A 17,933-nucleotide genomic window follows, 5' to 3' on the forward strand; every position below is an offset into this window, starting at 1 on the left:
CCATGCCTAATGGTGAGTATGGCTATTACGGATATTGCTATTATAAATATTGTTATTATTGATATTGCTGTTCAAACCAGCTTTCCAGGATAATAACAGCGGAAGTGGCATCAACCTTACTTTTATTCAGTGCTTTATAGCCACCGTGATCAAAAAGGTGAGAGCGTGCTTCCACGGTAGTTAATCGTTCATCATGCAGTTCAATTTGTACCCCGAAACGGCCATGTATGCGATTGGCGAACTTACGGGCTTGTGCGGTGACAAGTTGTTCTGTGCCATCCATATTGAGTGGCAGACCAACAATAACCAGATCGGGTTGCCACTCTTTAAGTAATTTTCCAATAAGCTCCCAATTAGGGGAACCTTCGTTGGCTTTGAAGGAGGTTAATGCTCTGGCCGTGCCTGTGATTTCTTGCCCGATGGCAGCTCCAATACTGCGAGTTCCAAAATCAAAAGCGATGATTGTACGGTTTTTCATCAGGCGTGTCCTGCTTGTGATGAGAGATTGTAAATATTAACCCCCAGTAAAGAAGCCGCTTCATGCCAGCGGGTAGCAATAGGAGTATCAAAAATGATGGAAGGTTCAGCGCTGACAGTAAGCCAACTGTTTTCCATAACTTCCCTTTCCAACTGACCAGCTTCCCAGCTTGAGTATCCAAGGGTCATTAAAACATTTTTCGGTTGGCGCGATGTGCCCAGAGCTTCCAGCATATCTTTGGATGTCGTGATCATGGTGTGTTCAGAGATCTGAATACTGGAACTGAAACCTGATTGCGGCGTATGCAAAATAAAACCGTGCTCTTCAGACAGAGGACCACCCGCCATCACTGGCCGGTTGAGATTGATCGTACTGTCTCTATCTTTAGGAGTGATATCTAATTTTTGTAAGATACTTTGGATAGAAACTCGGTCTATTGGCTTATTGATAATTAATCCCATTGCCCCGTTTTGATCATGTTCGCAGATATAAACCACGGAACGATTGAAATAAGGATCAGAGAGAGAAGGCATGGCAATAAGAAAATGATGCTGTAGATTCATGTGTTTTCTGATAATTATTTTGGCAATATAAGAATGACTGGCCCACAGTATGTGGGCTCTTATTATAAATGGCAAATATTGTCAGGAAACGAACGTTGTTTGGCCTGTTATGCTATCTGTTTTTCCAATCGTTTTTCGATAGCATCCATCAGTATGCCGGTAATGGAGATGTCTGGGAATGCCGCTTCTATTTCACGTACACAGGTTGGGCTGGTCACGTTGATTTCAGTTAAACGGTCGCCAATGATATCCAACCCAACAAAAATTAATCCTTTTTCTTTTAATACCGGAGCAACTGCACGGGCAATTGCCCAATCGCTTTCTGACAATGGGCGTGCTTCTCCACGACCACCTGCCGCCAGATTACCACGGGTTTCTCCTTGAGCAGGGATACGGGCAAGGCAATAAGGTACAGGTTCACCATCAACAACCAGTACGCGTTTATCTCCATCTTTAATGGCAGGCAGAAAATTTTGTGCCATGCAATAACGAGTGCCATGTTCAGTCAGCGTTTCAATAATAACGCCGACATTGGCGTCATCTTTTTTCAGACGGAAGATGGAAGCGCCCCCCATACCATCCAAAGGTTTAAAAATAACATCGCTATGTTTTTGGTGGAACTCGCGTAATTTTTTGGCACTGCGGGTGACTAGCGTATCGGGTGTCCATTCCGGGAACCAGGCAGTAAACAGCTTTTCGTTACAGTCGCGCAGGCTTTGGGGCTTATTAACGATCAGGCTGCCTTTGACTTCTGCTCTTTCCAGAATATAGGTTGCATAGATGTATTCAGTATCAAAAGGTGGATCTTTGCGCATCAAAATAACTTGCAAAGTATCGAGAGCGATTTCCTGCTCACTGCCAAGCTGATACCACTGTTGGGGATTTTCTTCTACCGTGAGCAAACGTGTATGAGCGCGAGCCTCTCCTTGATGCAGATAGAGATCATGCATTTCCATATAATGGATTTCCCATCCGCGTTTTTGTGCTTCCAGCAGCATGGCAAAACTAGTGTCTTTCTTGATGTTGATGGATGAAATAGGGTCCATCACAATACCGAGCTTGATCATTTTTTCTCCTTAACCTAGGTCACCAAAACGTACTTGCAATGCGGTAATTGCAGTGAGTGCCGTCGTTTCTGTCCTCAGAATACGAGGCCCTAACAGGATATCAGTAAACTGATATTTTGCTGTCATTTCTATTTCTTCGGCAGATAATCCCCCTTCAGGCCCAATCAGCAGGCGCACTTTTTCCACAGGGAGTGAGAGGGTATTGATGCTATGGCTGGCACGGGGATGCAGATTCAATTTTAAGCTACCATCGTTTTCTGCGCACCAGCTTTCAAGTGGCATAACGGGGCGGATTTCAGGGATCCGGTTACGTCCGCATTGCTCACAGGCAGAAATGACAATTTTTCTCCATTGTTGTAATTTCTTCTCCAATCTTTCTGTATCCAGTTTTACACCACAACGTTCAGACAGAAGTGGGGTAATCGTGTTGACACCCAATTCAACAGATTTTTGGATTGTAAATTCCATTTTTTCACCACGGGACATGACCTGCCCCAGATGCAGGTTCAGCGGTGATTCATGATTAGACAATTTGCCATCAATGATAGACACTTTAATCGTTTTTTTACTGGCTTCCGTGATTATTGCATCAAAAGCCTGATTACTGCCATCAAAGAGTTGTAATGCTTGCCCGTTACTCATTCTAAGCACGCGGCCAACGTGATTGGCAGCATCGTCACTCAAATAAATTTCCGCTCCTGTTGAGAGCAGTTCAGGGTGATAGATGCGGGGTATTCGCATATTCTTCTTTCCTTCTTTTTTCCGGATTCTTCCGGTATGGCGCAAACAACCATATGACAAAATTGATTCACCGTCATGATAAATGAGCGCTGTTTGCGTGATCAAGTTATCTCTTGGCTTAAGGAATACAAGAGATCTCCTTGCGAGCTGGTTCGCATATTTATTTTATAATTGCTTTTTTCGCTAAAATTTCATTGCCAATAACCGGAGTGGAAAATTAATATTCATCTTGTCCTGATTTATGTCAGGAAATAAGGAAAGAAGACGGTGACAAGGATGTTTTTTATAAATGGATTTTCATTTTTTACAGGTGAGAAAAAGGAAGGAACTCTATTTTAATTAACGTAGATTATATAATAGTTATGTTTTTCTGTAGTACCTTATTGTTATTGGCCGTTATCGATATTAAAACATATTGCTTGCCTGATATTATCACTCTTCCTTTATTATGGTTTGGGCTTTTGGTTAATATTGATGGTAATTTGATTCCGATAAAGAGTGCAATATACGGCGCCATATCAGGGTATCTTTTTTTGTGGTTTTTGTATTGGTTATGTCGATATACCTTAAATAAGGAAGGAATAGGTTATGGTGATCTCAAATTAACCGCGGCAATCGGTGCCTGGTTGGGTGTGGAAATGATACCAATATTGATACTGATGGCTTCATTGTCTGGACTGTTTGGGTTTGTAATAATTGGAGTGAAAAGAAAATCTTTTCCTGAGTTTATCGCATTTGGGCCTTATTTATGTTTATCCGCGATAGTATTGCTGGGGTATGGTATTGGTAAAGTATAATATTCATCTGCAAAGTGGGACAATAGATAAAAAGTGGCGGAGAGAACAGGAACCTAACCTACGGTACGCATTCTGTATATACTAGATGTTAAAAGCATCTAGTTGGTTTAAGCTGCTTTTCTGCATATGCCAGACGTTGGAAGCATCTGTTAGCTTGAGCAGCGCATCCTGCGTACATTAGACGTTAGAAGCATCTAGTTGGTTTAGGCTGTTTATCCTGTATGCGCTAGATGTTAGAAGCATCTAGTTGGTTTTAAGCTGCTTGCCCTGCATATTCTAGACGTTGGAAGCATCTGGTTAGCTTTGGGCTGCTGGCTTATCTCTCCGCTGACTGCAAATTTAAAAAAAGTGAGATTTTTATTCAAGTTGATTTATTGGATTATGGACTATTGATCACAACTTGAGTTTATTAGTTATTTCGAATTATCAAAAGGCGATAAATATCACATCAATTAAAAAGGAACTGTGTTTATTTAATAAGTTTTTTATTTTCAAAGTTAATGTGTTATCGGTTTTTATATGGGGGTAAATATAAAATATTAAAATGGATTTTGATACTAATTTTATTAAAAATTGGCGCTGGACTTTTGTTTTTTATTTGGCATTTGGGATTCTTTAAAATTAAAGAGGGGGAGTGTTAAGGTAATATTTCAAATATTGTTATACGGGCGCTACTATCCGCAACGTCCGCAATATTTTCAACTTACTGAGGCCACTTCATTTCGCCTTTTAATACTCTGGCACTGAGTTCAAGGCTAGATTCATCAGCCAAATCCGGATAATGTTTTTTCATGGCTGCAATCAACGCATTGGAATCTTTTGCTTTCGGTAACTCTTTTTCCAATGTGGTCAGATAATTCTGGGTGAAAGTTACTGAATCCAACGTCATTGATGAATTCCCCAGATAGTGACCAGGTACAACAGTTTTAGGTTGCAGGCTCTTGATACGATCCAATGTTTGTTGCCAATGCTGGCGTGATGCTTTGGTTTGGGTATCTGCAATCCATACATGGATATGGTCAGAAACAGTCACACCACCAACAACTGCTTTTAATTTAGGAATCCAGACAAAAGTACGATCTGCGGCTGGGCCATCTAAGCCTTCAACAATCAGTTTTTCACCATCAACAGTAAAGGAATTTCCTGCTAGTGGCGCTGGTACGACGATCTTCTTGGGGGCCTGATCTGCAAGAATTCCACCCCAATAAGCTAGTTTGCCATCTTTGGTTTCATTGATTGCTTTGATGGTTTCTGGTGATGCGATAACTTTGGCGTCAGGGAAAGCTTCGGTGATCACGTCAAGACCAAAGTAAAAATCAGGATCGGATTGGCTAATATAGATCGTTGTCAGTTTTTTGCCTGTTTGCTGGATCATTTTTACCAGCTCTTGTGCATCATTTTTCTTAAATTGGGCATCAATCAGGACAACTTCATGATCGCCACTGATAATTTCAGAAGAAACAGGGAAGACACCTTTTTCACCTGGATTGTAGATATCCAATTTTAGATCGGTTGCTTGAGCCAGTGAGGCCATTCCCAAGGAGAGTGTCGCTGCCAGAGCGATGTTTAATGTTGTTTTGTGAGCCATCGTCGAATTCCTATAGCAAAAAGCTTGTGTGCTTGAATGGCATGTATGATAAGTTGCATATTCCGATTTAAAAACCCCATAACCAGCAACTATTTGTTGCATAAATCGAGCTAATTAGGGCGAAAAATAGGTTGGCCGAAATGGATAGGATCACCGCAGCACAAGTGTTTATTACGATTGTTGAACAGGGCAGCCTCATTGCAGCAGCAGAGCGATTGGATATGTCGAGGGCAATGGTATCGCGATATTTGGCTGAAATGGAAAAGTGGGCAGGAGTTCGCTTATTGCATCGTACGACACGTAAAATTAGCCTGACTTCGGCGGGTGAGAATGCTTATCAACGCAGCCTTAAGTTAATGGAATTAGCAGAAGGAATGCCTGTACAGCAATCTTTGGCAGCACAAACCCTAAGAGGATTGTTGCGAGTGAGTTGTTCCCAGTCGTTGGGCATTAGTGCGTTGGCAGTTGCCATTCCCGAATTTATGCGGATATATCCTCACATTGCCGTCAATTTGCAAATGGATAATAAGGTTGTCAATTTGATAGAAGAACGCATTGATTTGGCGATCCGTATTACCAATAATCTGGAGCCAAATCTGATCGCTCGCCCATTATCGACTTGCCATTCCATCGTTTGTGCTGCGCCGTCTTATTTAGTGGGGAAATCTATTCCCAACAATCCTATGGATTTAACATCACATAATTGCCTGACCTATAACTTTTTCGGCAAAAGTTTGTGGGTATTTGAAAAACAGCATGAGCACTATTCAGTCCCTGTCAGTGGTACGTTAAGTGCCAATGAATCGACTGTATTAATGGAAGCTGCTTTGCAGGGAGCTGGAATCGCAATGCAGCCTTACTATTCAGTTTCTTCTTATTTGATGTCAGGGCAGTTAGTTGAGCTGCTGCCTGATTACCAACCTCAGGCAATGGGGATCTATGGTATTTATACCAGCCGCCAGAATATGCCAGCGACTTTGCGGGCACTGTTGGATTTTCTGGTAGATTGGTTTGCTACATCACCTCATTGGCAGCAATTAATGTTGAAACGCTAATGTCAATTTTTCGGCAAGTAGAGCAGCCTGTTGTTTTAAATGGGTAATGAAAGCCTCTACGGGCTCTGAGGAGGGGCGATGTATGGGTTTGATTAAACTTACTGTGAATGGAATGTCGATACTGAATGGCCGAATGCAAATTTTTGCGCTGTTATCTAAATAATCCAATGCAGTTAGCGGATTTACGATGGATATGCCAATGCCTTCGTTAATCATGGCACAAATTGAGGCTGCGCTATGGGTTTCCATTACCATCTTGCGATTGATTTGATGCTCAGTAAAGATTGTATCAATCAGTTGCCTGTAACTGTCTGTGATCGAGAGGCTGATAAATTTTTGATTGTGAAAATCTGCTGGCGTCAGCTGTGATTTTTGACCGAGCGGATGATGAATGGGTAAGACACAAATTTCATTTAAGGTTATCAACGTTTCTCGTTCAGTACCTGCCGGAGTCTGTAAATGTTCGGTTAAGCCAATATCATGGCGCTGTGCTGAAAGCCATTCTTCCAATAGGGGAGACTCTTGTGGAATGATGGTCAGCCTGGCTTCAGGATAGCGTTCGATAAAACTGCAACAGGCTTTTGGCAGCAGAGATTGGGAGAACATTGGCAGGCAAGCGATGGATAACTGCGCCTGTTCAAATTGTCGGATACTGCCAGCCGCATTGATTATTCTTTCCAGCCCATAATAAGAGCGCTGCACCTCCTCAAATAACCGTAATCCTTGTGTGGTTGGAAACAGACGCCCTTTGATTCGATCAAACAATTTAAGTTTTAGTAATTGTTCAAGGCGTGCAAGTTCACGGCTGACCGTGGGCTGGGATGTTTTCAGTAGTAACGCTGCATCAGTCAGGTTCTTAGTGGTCATTACAGCATGGAAAATTTCAATGTGTCGCCATGAACAGGAGTGCATAGATTTATCTCGTTGAATAAAAAACACACATAATAATATCACAAATGAATAGACTATGGCTAAATGGATATTTTTCTTCCTGCCTCATTATTGTCAATAATGAAAAAATTGCTGATTTTGTGAGACGCTTCAATGACCATATCGACCTTTACTCATGACCCAGGGAAACATTTTATCCCTGATAATCTACTCCGTTTGCCAACTCAGTACGGAACACCATTGTGGCTTTATGATGGCGATAGCATCATCAAACAAATCAAAAAATTAAAACGGTTTGACATCATTCGGTTCGCACAGAAAGCGTGTTCCAATACCCATATTTTACGCTTGATAAGAGAACAGGGCGTGAAAGTTGATGCGGTGTCATTGGGTGAAATAGAGCGGGCGCTTTATGCAGGTTTTAAACCTGGTCGCGATAAGTCAGAGATTGTGTTCACGGCGGATGTGATTGATGAGGCAACATTGTCGCGTGTCATTGAGCTGGATATTCCAGTCAATGTTGGTTCTATTGATATGTTGGCACAAATTGGTGAACGTCAGTCTGGTCATCCGGTGTGGTTACGTATTAACCCCGGATTCGGGCATGGGCATAGCCAAAAGACGAATACTGGTGGCGAAAATAGCAAACATGGGATCTGGTTTCAGGATCTCCCTCTGGCAATTGCAAAAATTCATCAATATGATTTGCAGTTAGTGGGGCTGCATATGCACATTGGTTCAGGGGTGGATTATCAACATCTCTCCAATGTTTGCAATGCTATGGTGGAGCAGGTCATGCTGTGTGGGGAGGATATTCAAGCCATTTCCGCAGGTGGTGGTTTATCCATTCCCTATAAGGACGGTGAAGAGTCAGTCGATACCGAACATTATTACAGCTTGTGGCATGAGGCTCGTCAACGTATTGAGCAGCATCTGGGGCATCATGTTGAGCTGGAAATTGAACCTGGGCGTTTTCTGGTTGCTGAGTCAGGGATCTTAATGGCGGAAGTACGGGCCGTTAAGTCTATGGGTAATCGACATTATGTGCTGGTAGATGCAGGTTTCAATGACTTAATGCGTCCGGCAATGTATGGCAGTTATCACCGTATTTCTGTATTGCCGGTAAACGCGCCGCCGGAAACCACGTCGTTAGAAACTACATTGCTAGAAACCATCGTTGCGGGGCCGTTATGTGAATCTGGTGATGTGTTTACACAGTTAGAAGGTGGGGAAGTTGTGTCACATATGTTGCCTCGTGTTAGCGTCGGGGATTATCTGATTTTTCACGATATCGGCGCTTACGGTGCTTCTATGTCTTCAAATTATAATAGCCGTCCTTTGATCCCTGAAATTTTGTTTATTGAGGGAGAGGCGCGCTTGATCCGTCGCCGCCAGACAATCGAAGAGTTGTTATCACTAGAATCCATTTAAATAAAAACGGGGCACCGGTGCCCCGCTTCTTAGTCCTATATTTTGCATGAATCAAGCTTTCTGGTCAGCATCAGGCGGCTTTATTTTGACGCTGACTTTCAGGCTTTTTTGCTGGATTGGGTACAGCGAATGCATTTGGCTCAAATTCATCGACATTGATTGAACGCAATCGACTGTTTTCAGCTCGTTTCAGGATATCTGCTTCTTCTTGGCTGATTTTGTTCTCTGTCAGCGCCTGCTTAGCTAATTCATCCAAACGTGTGAAGCTTAGGTTTTTGCCTGCCTCGTGGCTTAAGCGAACATGGATTGGCTCTGCGGCGATGATATCAAGCAATGCTTCTTCCAGTAACCCGTGAGGGTTATGCTCACTTGGTGTCAAATATTGCCCACGTCCAATCCGGCTACGGGTTGCGGAAGGAGTCTGTAATATCTGAGCCAGTTTGTGATCCAATTTATCAGATGGTGCGGTATGTACTCGCCCCAATGGGAAGATAATCACTCGCATTAAACCTGCAACCAAACGGTTGGGGAAATTGCGCAGCAAATCGTTCATGGCCTGTTCAGCTTGTTTCAGGCTATCTTCTACTACCCACTGGATCAATGGCAAATCTTCTTTCTGGCGTCCTTCATCTTCATAGCGTTTCAAGGCCGCAGAAGCCAGGAAGATTTGGCTCAGAATGTCCCCCAAACGAGCTGAAATGCGTTCACGGCGTTTCAGGCTGCCCCCCAATACGCCCATTGACACATCAGAGAGCAGGGCAAGGTTAGCGCTTAAACGGTTAATCTGTTGATAGTAACGGCGAGTAGCATCATTGACTGGCGAACGACTGGTTCTGCCTTTGGTAATACCAAGCCACAGGCTGCGCAGAGTGTTACTGGCAACATGGCCCAAGTGACCAAACAGAGCCTTGTCAAAGTGTTTCACATTGTTGCTTTCTGCTGCGGCGATTTCAGCCAATACATAAGGATGGCAGCGGATTGCACCCTGACCAAAGATGATCATGCTACGGGTCAGGATATTCGCACCTTCAACGGTAATAGCAATGGGAGCACCCTGATAACCGCGAGCAAGGAAGTTCGATGGCCCAAGACAGATGCCTTTGCCGCCAGCGATATCCATGGCGTCAATAAAAGAACGTTGACCTCTATGCGTACAATGGTATTTCACGATAGCAGACAGAACCGAAGGTTTTTCGCCCAACATGATACCGCTGGTGATCATGGTTGCGGCCGCATCTATCAAGTAAGCGTTACCTGCGATACGTGCCAGTGGCTCTTCGATACCTTCCATTTTACCGATAGGCAGCTTGAATTGACGGCGAATATAGGAATAAGCACCAATTGCCATAGCTGCACTTTTCAATCCCCCTGTTGCGTTGGATGGCAAAGTAATACCACGACCAACAGACAGACATTCAACCAGCATACGCCAGCCCTGACCTGCCATTTTCGGTCCACCAATGATGTAATCGATAGGAACGAAAATATCTTTACCACGGGTTGGACCATTCTGGAATGGGATATTCAGAGGGAAATGGCGGTGACCAATTTCTACGCCTGGTGTATTGGTTGGGATCAACGCACAGGTAATTCCCAGTGATTCAGTATCGCCCAGTAGATGATCCGGATCATACAGTTTAAATGCCAATCCCAGCACGGTAGCAATAGGGGCAAGGGTAATGTAACGTTTATTCCAATTCAGGCGCATACCAAGAACTTGTTTGCCTTGCCATTCCCCCATACAGACAACACCAGTATCAGGAATAGCTCCGGCATCTGAACCGGCTTCAGGGCTAGTCAACGCAAAGCAGGGAATTTCTTCACCACGGGCAAGTCCAGGCAAGTAATGTTTTTTCTGTTCATCTGTGCCGTAGTGTTGCAGCAATTCACCTGGCCCCAAGGAGTTAGGTACGCCAACAGTAATTGCCAGAATACCTGATACGCCGGCCAGTTTTTGCAATACCTGAGATTGAGCATAAGCGGAAAATTCCAGGCCACCATATTCTTTCTTGATGATCATGGCAAAGAAACGATGTTCTTTCAGGTAGGCCCAAAGCTCAGGTGGTAAGTCAGCCAATTCATGAGTGATTTGGAAATCATTTGCCATGCGGCAGGCTTCTTCTACCGGACCATCAATAAAAGCTTGTTCTTCAGCAGTTAACTGCGGCTTTGGATAGTTATGCAGTTTTTGCCAGTCAGGGTTACCACGGAATAGATCGCCTTCCCACCATGTAGTTCCTGCATCAATGGCTTCTTTCTCTGTGTTGGACATGCTTGGCATAACCTTGCGGAAGGCTTTTAGGCCCGGCGCAGAGAATAAGGAGATACGTACAGGTGTAAAGACAAGAGGGAATAGGACGATGACCAGTGGTAACAGCAACCAATAACTCCAAAGGCCAGTTATACTCATAACGAACGTATAGGCAACAAGCAGCAAGCTGCTGAGCGTTAAGCTGACTTTGTGGTAACAAAGCCCGCCAATCAAGACTAAAAATAAGATAATGCTGAAAGTGGTCATAGTAAAACTCCTGTAAATCTCAGGTTGAGTTGTCAGAGGTCTGACCTGTTGTGATGTCCTTCTTTTTTAGATGAGGAAAGTGTATTTATCAATATATTTACATCTTAATTACAATCTAGCTCACAAAGTCGAGTTAGTTTTGCAAACGATAATTCTTGCAAGATGTGATGATATCTTCTTTCAGATAGGGGAATCCGTTACACTTGCTGACTGACATTATTAATCCCGAAGACTTTTCAGGAGTATGAGTTCCATGTATCAAGAACTGATCCGCAGTGAATTATCCGAAGCCGCAGAGACGTTGGCTAACTTCCTCAATGATGATGCAAATATCGACGCTATTCAAAAAGCTGCGGTTTTGCTGGCTGATTCATTCAAGGCAGGAGGAAAAGTGCTTTCCTGTGGTAATGGTGGCTCGCATTGTGATGCCATGCATTTTGCGGAAGAATTGACAGGTCGCTACCGTGAAAATCGCCCAGGATATCCGGCTATTGCGATTTCTGATCCCAGCCACTTATCTTGTGTGAGCAATGACTTTGGTTATGACTATGTATTTTCCCGTTATGTTGAAGCCGTCGGTCAGAAAGGTGATGTACTGCTGGGCATTTCAACGTCAGGAAACTCTGGCAACATCATTAAAGCGGTTGAAGCAGCCCGTGCCAAAGGGATGAAAGTCATTACACTGACTGGCAAGGATGGCGGAAAAATGGCAGGAACGGCAGATGTTGAAATTCGAGTACCACATTTTGGTTATGCAGATCGTATCCAGGAGATCCACATCAAAGTCATTCATATCTTGATTCAATTGATTGAAAAAGAAATGGTAAAAGCCTGATTGCTTTTCGTCAGGAATCGGCGTTAGGGGTAGTCAATGTGTGAATTACTTGGCATGAGCGCCAACGTGCCAACAGATATCGTTTTCAGTTTGAGTGGACTCATTCAGCGTGGTGGGCATACCGGCCCACATAAAGACGGTTGGGGAGTTACCTTCTATGAGGGATTGGGATACCGGACATTTAAAGATCACCAATCCAGTTGTCATTCGCCTGTGGCGCGATTTGTACAAGGCTATCCAATCAAATCAGAAGTGATTGTCGCCCATATTCGTCAGGCAAACAGTGGTAATGTTTCCCTGGCAAATACCCATCCATTTACCCGTGAACTATGGGGAAGGTATTGGACTTATGCCCATAATGGTCAATTTAAGGGATATAGTAAGCTGAAAACGGGTAATTACCGGCCGGTTGGTGAGACAGACAGTGAATGGGCATTTTGCTGGATATTACATCAATTATCGTTGAAATATCCCAAGCGACCTTCTAATTGGCCTGCGGTATTTAAATTTATTGCTTCCCTGGCGGATCAACTGAGAAATAAAGGTGTTTTCAATATGCTGTTGTCAGACGGGCAGTTTGTCATGGCTTACTGTTCTACTCAATTGCATTGGATTACTCGTCGTGCCCCTTTCGGCAGGGCTAAATTACTTGATCAGGATGTTGAAATCGATTTCCAGCAGCACACCCAGCCAGGGGATGTCGTATCCGTGATTGCCACCCAACCTTTAACCGGAAATGAAGTCTGGCACCGTATTGAATCAGGTGACTATGTGCTATTTCATTTTGGAGAGAGAATAATTTGATTCGCTGTTCCAAAAGGGTAACGGGTTTTCTGGTTTTACATTAATAACATATTGCCCGTCTATGACGTTAACTGTGGCAGGAATGCTATTTTGGACAAAATACTCATAGGCGGGCTGTGATTGTTTCCAAAACAAGTCATTGTCGTTATTTTGGTGCCGCTTCCATTAAATTCCTGCCGGAATATCCTTTTGATTTATCGAACTCATTGGGAAGACTCAAATTAACGGCGCGATAATTAATTTTTGATTAAAAATCGCCCTGGCGTAGAGAAAAGTGATAGAAACATTCGTCTTTATCGAATGGTTGACGGTTTAGCAGAGAAATTATTTTTATTTGCTTGAACTGTGTCACTTGATTAATCAGACAGTCAGTGGGGGAGGTGTTAGAATTACTCCGGCGAAAATTAAGAGAAACTTTGTAACGATTATCGGAGTGAATAACTTGAGACATACTATTGCTCAAGGTTTTTTGTATTACTAGAGTCGCTGCATTACCTCACGGGAATACCGCAAGGTAGTCTGTAGTATATGATTTAACTGATAAACTTGTGCAAATCTTATGATTAAAATTAAAAAAGGACTCGACCTCCCGATAGCAGGAGCGCCTGCCCAAGTTATAGAAGATGGTCCGACAATTCGCCATGTTGCTTTACTGGGTGAAGAATATGTTGGAATGCGTCCTTCTATGCTGGTTAAGGAAGGTGAGCATGTCAAAAAAGGGCAAATTCTTTTTGAAGATAAGAAGAATCCAGGGGTTGTTTTCACTAGTCCTGCAAGCGGGAAAGTTGTCACCATTGGACGTGGAGAACGTCGTGTTTTGCAATCCGTTGTTATTGAAGTGAGTGGTGATGAGAAAGTCACATTCGATCGCTATGAGCGTGCTGAACTTGCTGGCCTGAGCCGTGAAAAAGTAGAGAAAAATCTGCTTGCGTCAGGATTGTGGACAGCGTTGCGTACACGTCCTTTCAGTCGTACCCCTGTCTCCGGTTCCACACCAAAGGCAATCTTCGTTACGGCAATGGACACCCAGCCACTGGCTGCTGATCCACTCGTCGTTATCGCAACTCAGGAAGAGGCTTTTGTTGATGGCCTGAATGTTCTGTCAACATTGACAGAGGGGAAAATCCACGTTTGTTACGGCGCTGGAAATATTCCAACAGTGGGAAATAACGCTCAAATCACCTACAACCAGTTTATTGGTCCACACCCAGCCGGTTTGGTGGGCACTCATATTCATTTCATTGAACCTGTTAGTGCCCAAAAAATGGTTTGGCATCTGGGTTATCAGGATGTTATTGCTATCGGTAAACTGTTTACTACGGGTGAGCTTTACACTGATCGTGTGGTGTCTCTGGCGGGACCACAGGTTAAATCGCCACGCTTGGTACGTACTCGGTTGGGGGCTGATTTGCTGGAATTGACGCAAAATCAGTTGCAAGAGGGTGAAAACCGTATTGTTTCTGGTTCCGTACTGTGTGGTGCAAAATCAGATGACGTTCGTCATTATCTTGGCCGCTTCCATACGTCAGTTTCTGTACTTGCTGAAGGCCGGGAAAAAGAGCTGTTTGGTTGGATTGCGCCAGGCGCTAATAAGTTCTCGATTACCCGCACCACAATCGGCCACTTCCTGAAAAAGAAACGTTTTGCTTTCTCAACCACGACAAACGGTGGGGAACGTTCTATGGTGCCAATTGGCAACTATGAGCGTGTCATGCCACTGGATATTATGGCAACTCACTTACTGCGTGACTTGCTTGCAGGTGATTCTGATAGCGCTCAGGCGCTGGGTTGTCTGGAGCTGGATGAAGAAGATTTGGCATTGTGTACCTATGTTTGCCCAGGCAAATATGAGTACGGTCCAGTACTGCGTGAAGTGCTGACGAAGATTGAGCTGGAAGGGTAATTCATGGGCCTGAAAAATTTATTTGAAAAAGTAGAGCACCACTTTGAGGCCGGTGGCAAACTGGAAAAGTATTATCCTCTCTATGAGGCAGTAAGCACCGTTTTCTATACGCCGGGCACAGTGACAAAAGGAAATGCCCATGTCCGTGATGCCATCGATCTCAAGCGCATGATGATCCTGGTGTGGCTGTCTGTTTTCCCTGCGATGTTTTGGGGCATGTATAACGTCGGGAATCAGGCAATACCAGCCCTGACTCATTTATATAATGGAGATGCCTTACAGCAGGTTTTGGCTTCTGATTGGCATTACATGCTTGCTCAGTATCTTGGTGCATCATTAACACCAGATGCAGGGTGGGGCAGTAAAATGCTGTTAGGAGCAAGCTACTTCCTGCCAATTTATGCGGTTGTATTTGTCGTGGGTGGCTTCTGGGAAGTTTTGTTTGCCATTATCCGCAAACATGAAATCAACGAAGGTTTCTTTGTTAGCTCCATTCTGTTCGCGTTGATTGTTCCACCAACACTGCCATTGTGGCAGGCGGCTTTGGGGATTACTTTCGGCGTGGTGATTGCGAAAGAGATCTTTGGTGGTACTGGTCGTAACTTCCTTAACCCGGCTTTGGCGGGTCGTGCTTTCCTGTTCTTTGCTTACCCCGCCCAGATTTCTGGTGATTTGGTTTGGACTGCGGCTGACGGTTTTTCTGGTGCAACGCCTTTGTCCCAATGGGCAACTGCGGGTAGCCACGGCTTGATAAATACCGTTACCGGTCAGCCAATCACTTGGATGGACGCTTTTATTGGTAACATTCCAGGTTCAATTGGTGAAGTATCCACTTTGATGATTTTTATCGGTGGGGCCATCATTCTGTTTTCCCGTATTGCTTCATGGCGCATCGTTGCTGGTGTGATGATCGGTATGATTGCAACGTCTTATCTGTTTAATGCGATTGGTTCTGGCACTAACCCAATGTTCGCTATGCCGTGGTACTGGCATATGGTTCTGGGAGGCTTCGCTTTTGGTATGATCTTTATGGCGACTGATCCTGTATCCGCAGCGTTTACGGATAAAGGGAAATGGGCATACGGTATCCTGATCGGTGCTATGTGCATTTTGATCAGGGTTGTAAACCCAGCGTATCCAGAAGGAATGATGTTGGCGATCTTATTCGCTAACCTGTTCGCGCCACTGTTCGATTATCTGGTCGTACAGGCCAATATTAAGCGGAGAAAAGCCCGTGGCTGATAATAAACCAAAAAATAATGATAGCATCGGCAGAACATTCCTCGTTGTTTTTGTGCTGTGTCTTGTATGTTCGATTGTGGTTGCTGGTTCAGCCGTGGGTTTGAAAGCGCAGCAGCAGGAACAGAAGCTGCTGGATAAGCAGCGTAATATTCTGGATGTGTCTGGTTTGCTAAAACCTGGTATGACAACTGAGGAAATTAAAGAAGTCTATAACAGCCGTATCCAGCCTGAATTGCTTGACTTGAAAACAGCGATGTTGAAAGAGAGTAATGGCAATTTTGACCTGAATAATGCCCTGCGCAGTGACGAAACCAGTATTGCTTTGTTACCTGAGCAAGATCTGGCGAAGATCCGCCGCCGTGCCAATATGGCGGAAATCTATCTGGTCAAAGATGAAAGCGGCAAAACGACTGAACTGGTTCTGCCAATATATGGCTCTGGCCTATGGTCAATGATGTATGCCTTTATTTCCATTGATATAGATGGTGTCACTTCTCACGGCATTACTTACTACTCTCATGGTGAAACCCCAGGTTTGGGGGGGGAAGTTGATAACCCACAATGGCGTAAGCAGTGGGTAGGTAAAAAACTCTATAACCCGCAAGGTGTTCCGGCACTTAAGATCGTCCGTGGCGGTGCAGGTGATAACCCTTACGGTGTAGATGGGCTGTCCGGAGCAACCCTGACTTCTAACGGTGTTCAGCATATGTTTGATTTCTGGCTGGGTGATAACGGTTTTGGCCCGTTCCTGAAAAAAGTACGTGAGGGAGCCTTGAAAGATGGCTGATAGTAAAGAGATAAAACGCGTCCTGCTAGGGCCGCTGTTTGATAATAACCCAATTGCATTGCAGGTTCTGGGGGTGTGTTCAGCGCTGGCTGTGACTACCAAATTGGAAACTGCGTTAGTCATGACCATTGCAGTTACCCTGGTCACAGCGTTTTCTAGCTTTTTCATTTCATTAATTCGTAACTACATCCCCGGCAGTGTGCGAATCATCGTACAGATGGCGATCATTGCGTCTCTGGTTATCGTCGTAGACCAGATCTTGCGGGCTTATGCCTACGAAATTTCCAAACAGCTATCGGTATTTGTGGGCCTTATCATTACAAACTGTATTGTCATGGGACGTGCTGAAGCTTATGCCATGAAAGCACCACCCGTTGAAAGTTTTATGGATGGTATCGGCAATGGTTTGGGCTATGGCGTCATCCTGTTGCTGGTTGGTTTCTTGCGTGAACTGTTTGGTTCAGGAAAATTGTTCGGTGTTACGGTGCTGGAATCTGTCAAGAATGGCGGTTGGTATCAACCCAATGGTTTGTTCCTGCTGGCACCGAGTGCATTCTTCATTATTGGTATGCTGATTTGGGGTTTACGGACTCTGAAACCTGCGCAGGTTGAGAAGGAGTAACAAACAAAATGGAGCATTATATTAGTTTGTTTGTCCGCGCAGTCTTTATCGAGAATATGGCGTTATCTTTCTTTCTCGGTATGTGTACGTTTTTGGCGGTATCAAAGAACGTTAAGACGGCTTTTGGCCTTGGTGTAGCTGTAACCGTTGTATTGGGCATTTCCGTTCCTGCCAATAACCTCGTCTACAATCTGGTACTCCGTGATGGAGCGCTGATGGATGGGGTGGATTTGAGCTTCCTGAATTTCATTACCTTTATCGGGGTCATTGCTGCACTGGTACAGATTCTGGAAATGATCTTAGACCGTTATGTTCCGGCACTTTACAACGCATTGGGAATTTTCCTGCCGTTGATTACGGTGAACTGTGCAATTTTCGGTGGTGTTTCATTTATGGCACAGCGTGACTATAACTTCAGTGAATCCATCATATACGGTTTCGGTTCAGGTATGGGCTGGATGCTGGCAATTGTTCTGATGGCTGCTATCCGTGAAAAAATGAAATATGCGGATGTTCCGGCAGGTCTGAAAGGATTGGGGATCACCTTTGTCACCACCGGTTTGATGGCATTGGGCTTCATGTCCTTTTCCGGTGTGCAGCTCTAAAGGCGA

The 17,933-nt window shown here is 44.2% G+C and carries 17 protein-coding genes; 10 read left to right on the forward strand and 7 right to left on the reverse strand.

What is annotated here, in order from left to right; translation table 11 throughout:
- Positions 1-55 precede the first annotated feature (55 nt).
- From ruvX to rsmE, 4 genes are all read right to left on the reverse strand, one after another.
- The gene (ruvX, locus tag BDE27_RS04360; RefSeq protein WP_099131021.1) at positions 56-478 is read right to left on the reverse strand and encodes a Holliday junction resolvase RuvX; all 423 of its coding nucleotides are present in this window, start codon (positions 476-478) and stop codon (positions 56-58) included.
- The gene (locus BDE27_RS04365; RefSeq protein ID WP_099131022.1) at positions 478-1,041 is read right to left on the reverse strand and encodes a YqgE/AlgH family protein; all 564 of its coding nucleotides are present in this window, start codon (positions 1,039-1,041) and stop codon (positions 478-480) included. Before BDE27_RS04365 ends, ruvX begins: the two co-directional genes overlap by 1 nt.
- A 107-nt stretch (positions 1,042-1,148) precedes the next feature.
- Positions 1,149-2,108 carry a glutathione synthase gene (gshB, locus tag BDE27_RS04370; RefSeq protein ID WP_099131023.1) on the reverse strand — a complete coding sequence of 320 codons (960 nt, stop codon included), beginning with the start codon at positions 2,106-2,108 and terminating at the stop codon, positions 1,149-1,151.
- Positions 2,109-2,117: 9 nt separating this feature from the next.
- Positions 2,118-2,849: a 16S rRNA (uracil(1498)-N(3))-methyltransferase gene (gene rsmE, locus BDE27_RS04375; protein WP_099131024.1), complete on the reverse strand. Its 732-nt coding sequence runs from the start codon at positions 2,847-2,849 to the stop codon at positions 2,118-2,120.
- 362 nt (positions 2,850-3,211) lie between these two features.
- Here rsmE and BDE27_RS04380 point away from each other — a divergent pair, with 362 nt between their 5' ends.
- Entirely contained in the window at positions 3,212-3,646 is a 435-nt protein-coding gene (locus tag BDE27_RS04380; RefSeq protein ID WP_099131025.1) for a prepilin peptidase, read from the forward strand.
- Positions 3,647-4,349: 703 nt separating this feature from the next.
- Here the strand turns inward: BDE27_RS04380 and BDE27_RS04385 are convergent.
- Positions 4,350-5,234 (reverse strand): MBL fold metallo-hydrolase, encoded by an 885-nt coding sequence (locus BDE27_RS04385; RefSeq protein WP_099131026.1) that lies wholly within the window; start codon positions 5,232-5,234, stop codon positions 4,350-4,352.
- 140 nt (positions 5,235-5,374) lie between these two features.
- Between BDE27_RS04385 and BDE27_RS04390 the strand changes: the two genes are divergently transcribed.
- Positions 5,375-6,289, forward strand: coding sequence for a LysR family transcriptional regulator (locus BDE27_RS04390; protein WP_099131027.1), 915 nt, complete (start codon positions 5,375-5,377; stop codon positions 6,287-6,289).
- Here the strand turns inward: BDE27_RS04390 and BDE27_RS04395 are convergent.
- Entirely contained in the window at positions 6,272-7,201 is a 930-nt protein-coding gene (locus tag BDE27_RS04395; RefSeq protein WP_099131208.1) for a LysR family transcriptional regulator, read from the reverse strand. The two genes, BDE27_RS04390 and BDE27_RS04395, sit on opposite strands and share 18 nt — an antisense overlap.
- A gap of 132 nt (positions 7,202-7,333) precedes the next feature.
- Between BDE27_RS04395 and lysA the strand changes: the two genes are divergently transcribed.
- Entirely contained in the window at positions 7,334-8,611 is a 1,278-nt protein-coding gene (lysA, locus tag BDE27_RS04400; RefSeq protein WP_099131028.1) for a diaminopimelate decarboxylase, read from the forward strand.
- A gap of 70 nt (positions 8,612-8,681) precedes the next feature.
- Here lysA and fadE read toward each other — a convergent pair whose 3' ends face one another.
- Positions 8,682-11,129: an acyl-CoA dehydrogenase FadE gene (fadE, locus tag BDE27_RS04405; RefSeq protein ID WP_099131029.1), complete on the reverse strand. Its 2,448-nt coding sequence runs from the start codon at positions 11,127-11,129 to the stop codon at positions 8,682-8,684.
- Between the two features lie 253 nt (positions 11,130-11,382).
- Between fadE and lpcA the strand changes: the two genes are divergently transcribed.
- From lpcA to nqrE, 7 genes are all read left to right on the forward strand, one after another.
- Positions 11,383-11,964, forward strand: a complete 582-nt coding sequence (gene lpcA / locus BDE27_RS04410; RefSeq protein WP_099131030.1) for a D-sedoheptulose 7-phosphate isomerase — start codon at positions 11,383-11,385, stop codon at positions 11,962-11,964.
- Positions 11,965-12,000: 36 nt separating this feature from the next.
- On the forward strand, positions 12,001-12,768 hold the full coding sequence (locus BDE27_RS04415; protein WP_099131031.1) for a class II glutamine amidotransferase: 768 nt from the start codon (positions 12,001-12,003) through the stop codon (positions 12,766-12,768).
- 559 nt (positions 12,769-13,327) lie between these two features.
- Positions 13,328-14,671: a Na(+)-translocating NADH-quinone reductase subunit A gene (locus tag BDE27_RS04420; protein WP_099131032.1), complete on the forward strand. Its 1,344-nt coding sequence runs from the start codon at positions 13,328-13,330 to the stop codon at positions 14,669-14,671.
- A gap of 3 nt (positions 14,672-14,674) precedes the next feature.
- Entirely contained in the window at positions 14,675-15,913 is a 1,239-nt protein-coding gene (locus tag BDE27_RS04425; RefSeq protein ID WP_099131033.1) for an NADH:ubiquinone reductase (Na(+)-transporting) subunit B, read from the forward strand.
- Positions 15,906-16,700 carry a Na(+)-translocating NADH-quinone reductase subunit C gene (locus BDE27_RS04430; protein WP_099131034.1) on the forward strand — a complete coding sequence of 265 codons (795 nt, stop codon included), beginning with the start codon at positions 15,906-15,908 and terminating at the stop codon, positions 16,698-16,700. The genes BDE27_RS04425 and BDE27_RS04430 overlap by 8 nt, the downstream gene beginning before the upstream one ends.
- The gene (locus tag BDE27_RS04435; protein ID WP_047769693.1) at positions 16,693-17,322 is read left to right on the forward strand and encodes an NADH:ubiquinone reductase (Na(+)-transporting) subunit D; all 630 of its coding nucleotides are present in this window, start codon (positions 16,693-16,695) and stop codon (positions 17,320-17,322) included. Before BDE27_RS04430 ends, BDE27_RS04435 begins: the two co-directional genes overlap by 8 nt.
- A gap of 8 nt (positions 17,323-17,330) precedes the next feature.
- Complete coding sequence (gene nqrE, locus BDE27_RS04440) at positions 17,331-17,927, forward strand: NADH:ubiquinone reductase (Na(+)-transporting) subunit E (RefSeq protein WP_099131035.1); 597 nt, start codon at positions 17,331-17,333, stop codon at positions 17,925-17,927.
- Positions 17,928-17,933: the final 6 nt, after the last annotated feature.

The organism is Xenorhabdus ehlersii, from assembly GCF_003610465.1.
Classification (GTDB): Bacteria; Pseudomonadota; Gammaproteobacteria; order Enterobacterales; family Enterobacteriaceae; genus Xenorhabdus; species Xenorhabdus ehlersii.

Excerpts from the sequence above, each read along its gene's own strand:
- rsmE (WP_099131024.1), bottom strand. The coding sequence starts at position 2,849 with ATGCGAATACCCCGCATCTATCACCCTGAACTGCTCTCAACAGGAGCG.
- nqrE (WP_099131035.1), top strand. The coding sequence starts at position 17,331 with ATGGAGCATTATATTAGTTTGTTTGTCCGCGCAGTCTTTATCGAGAAT.
- BDE27_RS04415 (WP_099131031.1), top strand. The coding sequence starts at position 12,001 with ATGTGTGAATTACTTGGCATGAGCGCCAACGTGCCAACAGATATCGTT.
- BDE27_RS04435 (WP_047769693.1), top strand. The coding sequence starts at position 16,693 with ATGGCTGATAGTAAAGAGATAAAACGCGTCCTGCTAGGGCCGCTGTTT.
- BDE27_RS04395 (WP_099131208.1), bottom strand. The coding sequence starts at position 7,201 with ATGCACTCCTGTTCATGGCGACACATTGAAATTTTCCATGCTGTAATG.
- BDE27_RS04420 (WP_099131032.1), top strand. The coding sequence starts at position 13,328 with ATGATTAAAATTAAAAAAGGACTCGACCTCCCGATAGCAGGAGCGCCT.
- lysA (WP_099131028.1), top strand. The coding sequence starts at position 7,334 with ATGACCATATCGACCTTTACTCATGACCCAGGGAAACATTTTATCCCT.
- BDE27_RS04380 (WP_099131025.1), top strand. The coding sequence starts at position 3,212 with ATGTTTTTCTGTAGTACCTTATTGTTATTGGCCGTTATCGATATTAAA.
- BDE27_RS04365 (WP_099131022.1), bottom strand. The coding sequence starts at position 1,041 with ATGAATCTACAGCATCATTTTCTTATTGCCATGCCTTCTCTCTCTGAT.
- lpcA (WP_099131030.1), top strand. The coding sequence starts at position 11,383 with ATGTATCAAGAACTGATCCGCAGTGAATTATCCGAAGCCGCAGAGACG.
- BDE27_RS04390 (WP_099131027.1), top strand. The coding sequence starts at position 5,375 with ATGGATAGGATCACCGCAGCACAAGTGTTTATTACGATTGTTGAACAG.
- gshB (WP_099131023.1), bottom strand. The coding sequence starts at position 2,108 with ATGATCAAGCTCGGTATTGTGATGGACCCTATTTCATCCATCAACATC.
- ruvX (WP_099131021.1), bottom strand. The coding sequence starts at position 478 with ATGAAAAACCGTACAATCATCGCTTTTGATTTTGGAACTCGCAGTATT.
- BDE27_RS04425 (WP_099131033.1), top strand. The coding sequence starts at position 14,675 with ATGGGCCTGAAAAATTTATTTGAAAAAGTAGAGCACCACTTTGAGGCC.
- fadE (WP_099131029.1), bottom strand. The coding sequence starts at position 11,129 with ATGACCACTTTCAGCATTATCTTATTTTTAGTCTTGATTGGCGGGCTT.
- BDE27_RS04385 (WP_099131026.1), bottom strand. The coding sequence starts at position 5,234 with ATGGCTCACAAAACAACATTAAACATCGCTCTGGCAGCGACACTCTCC.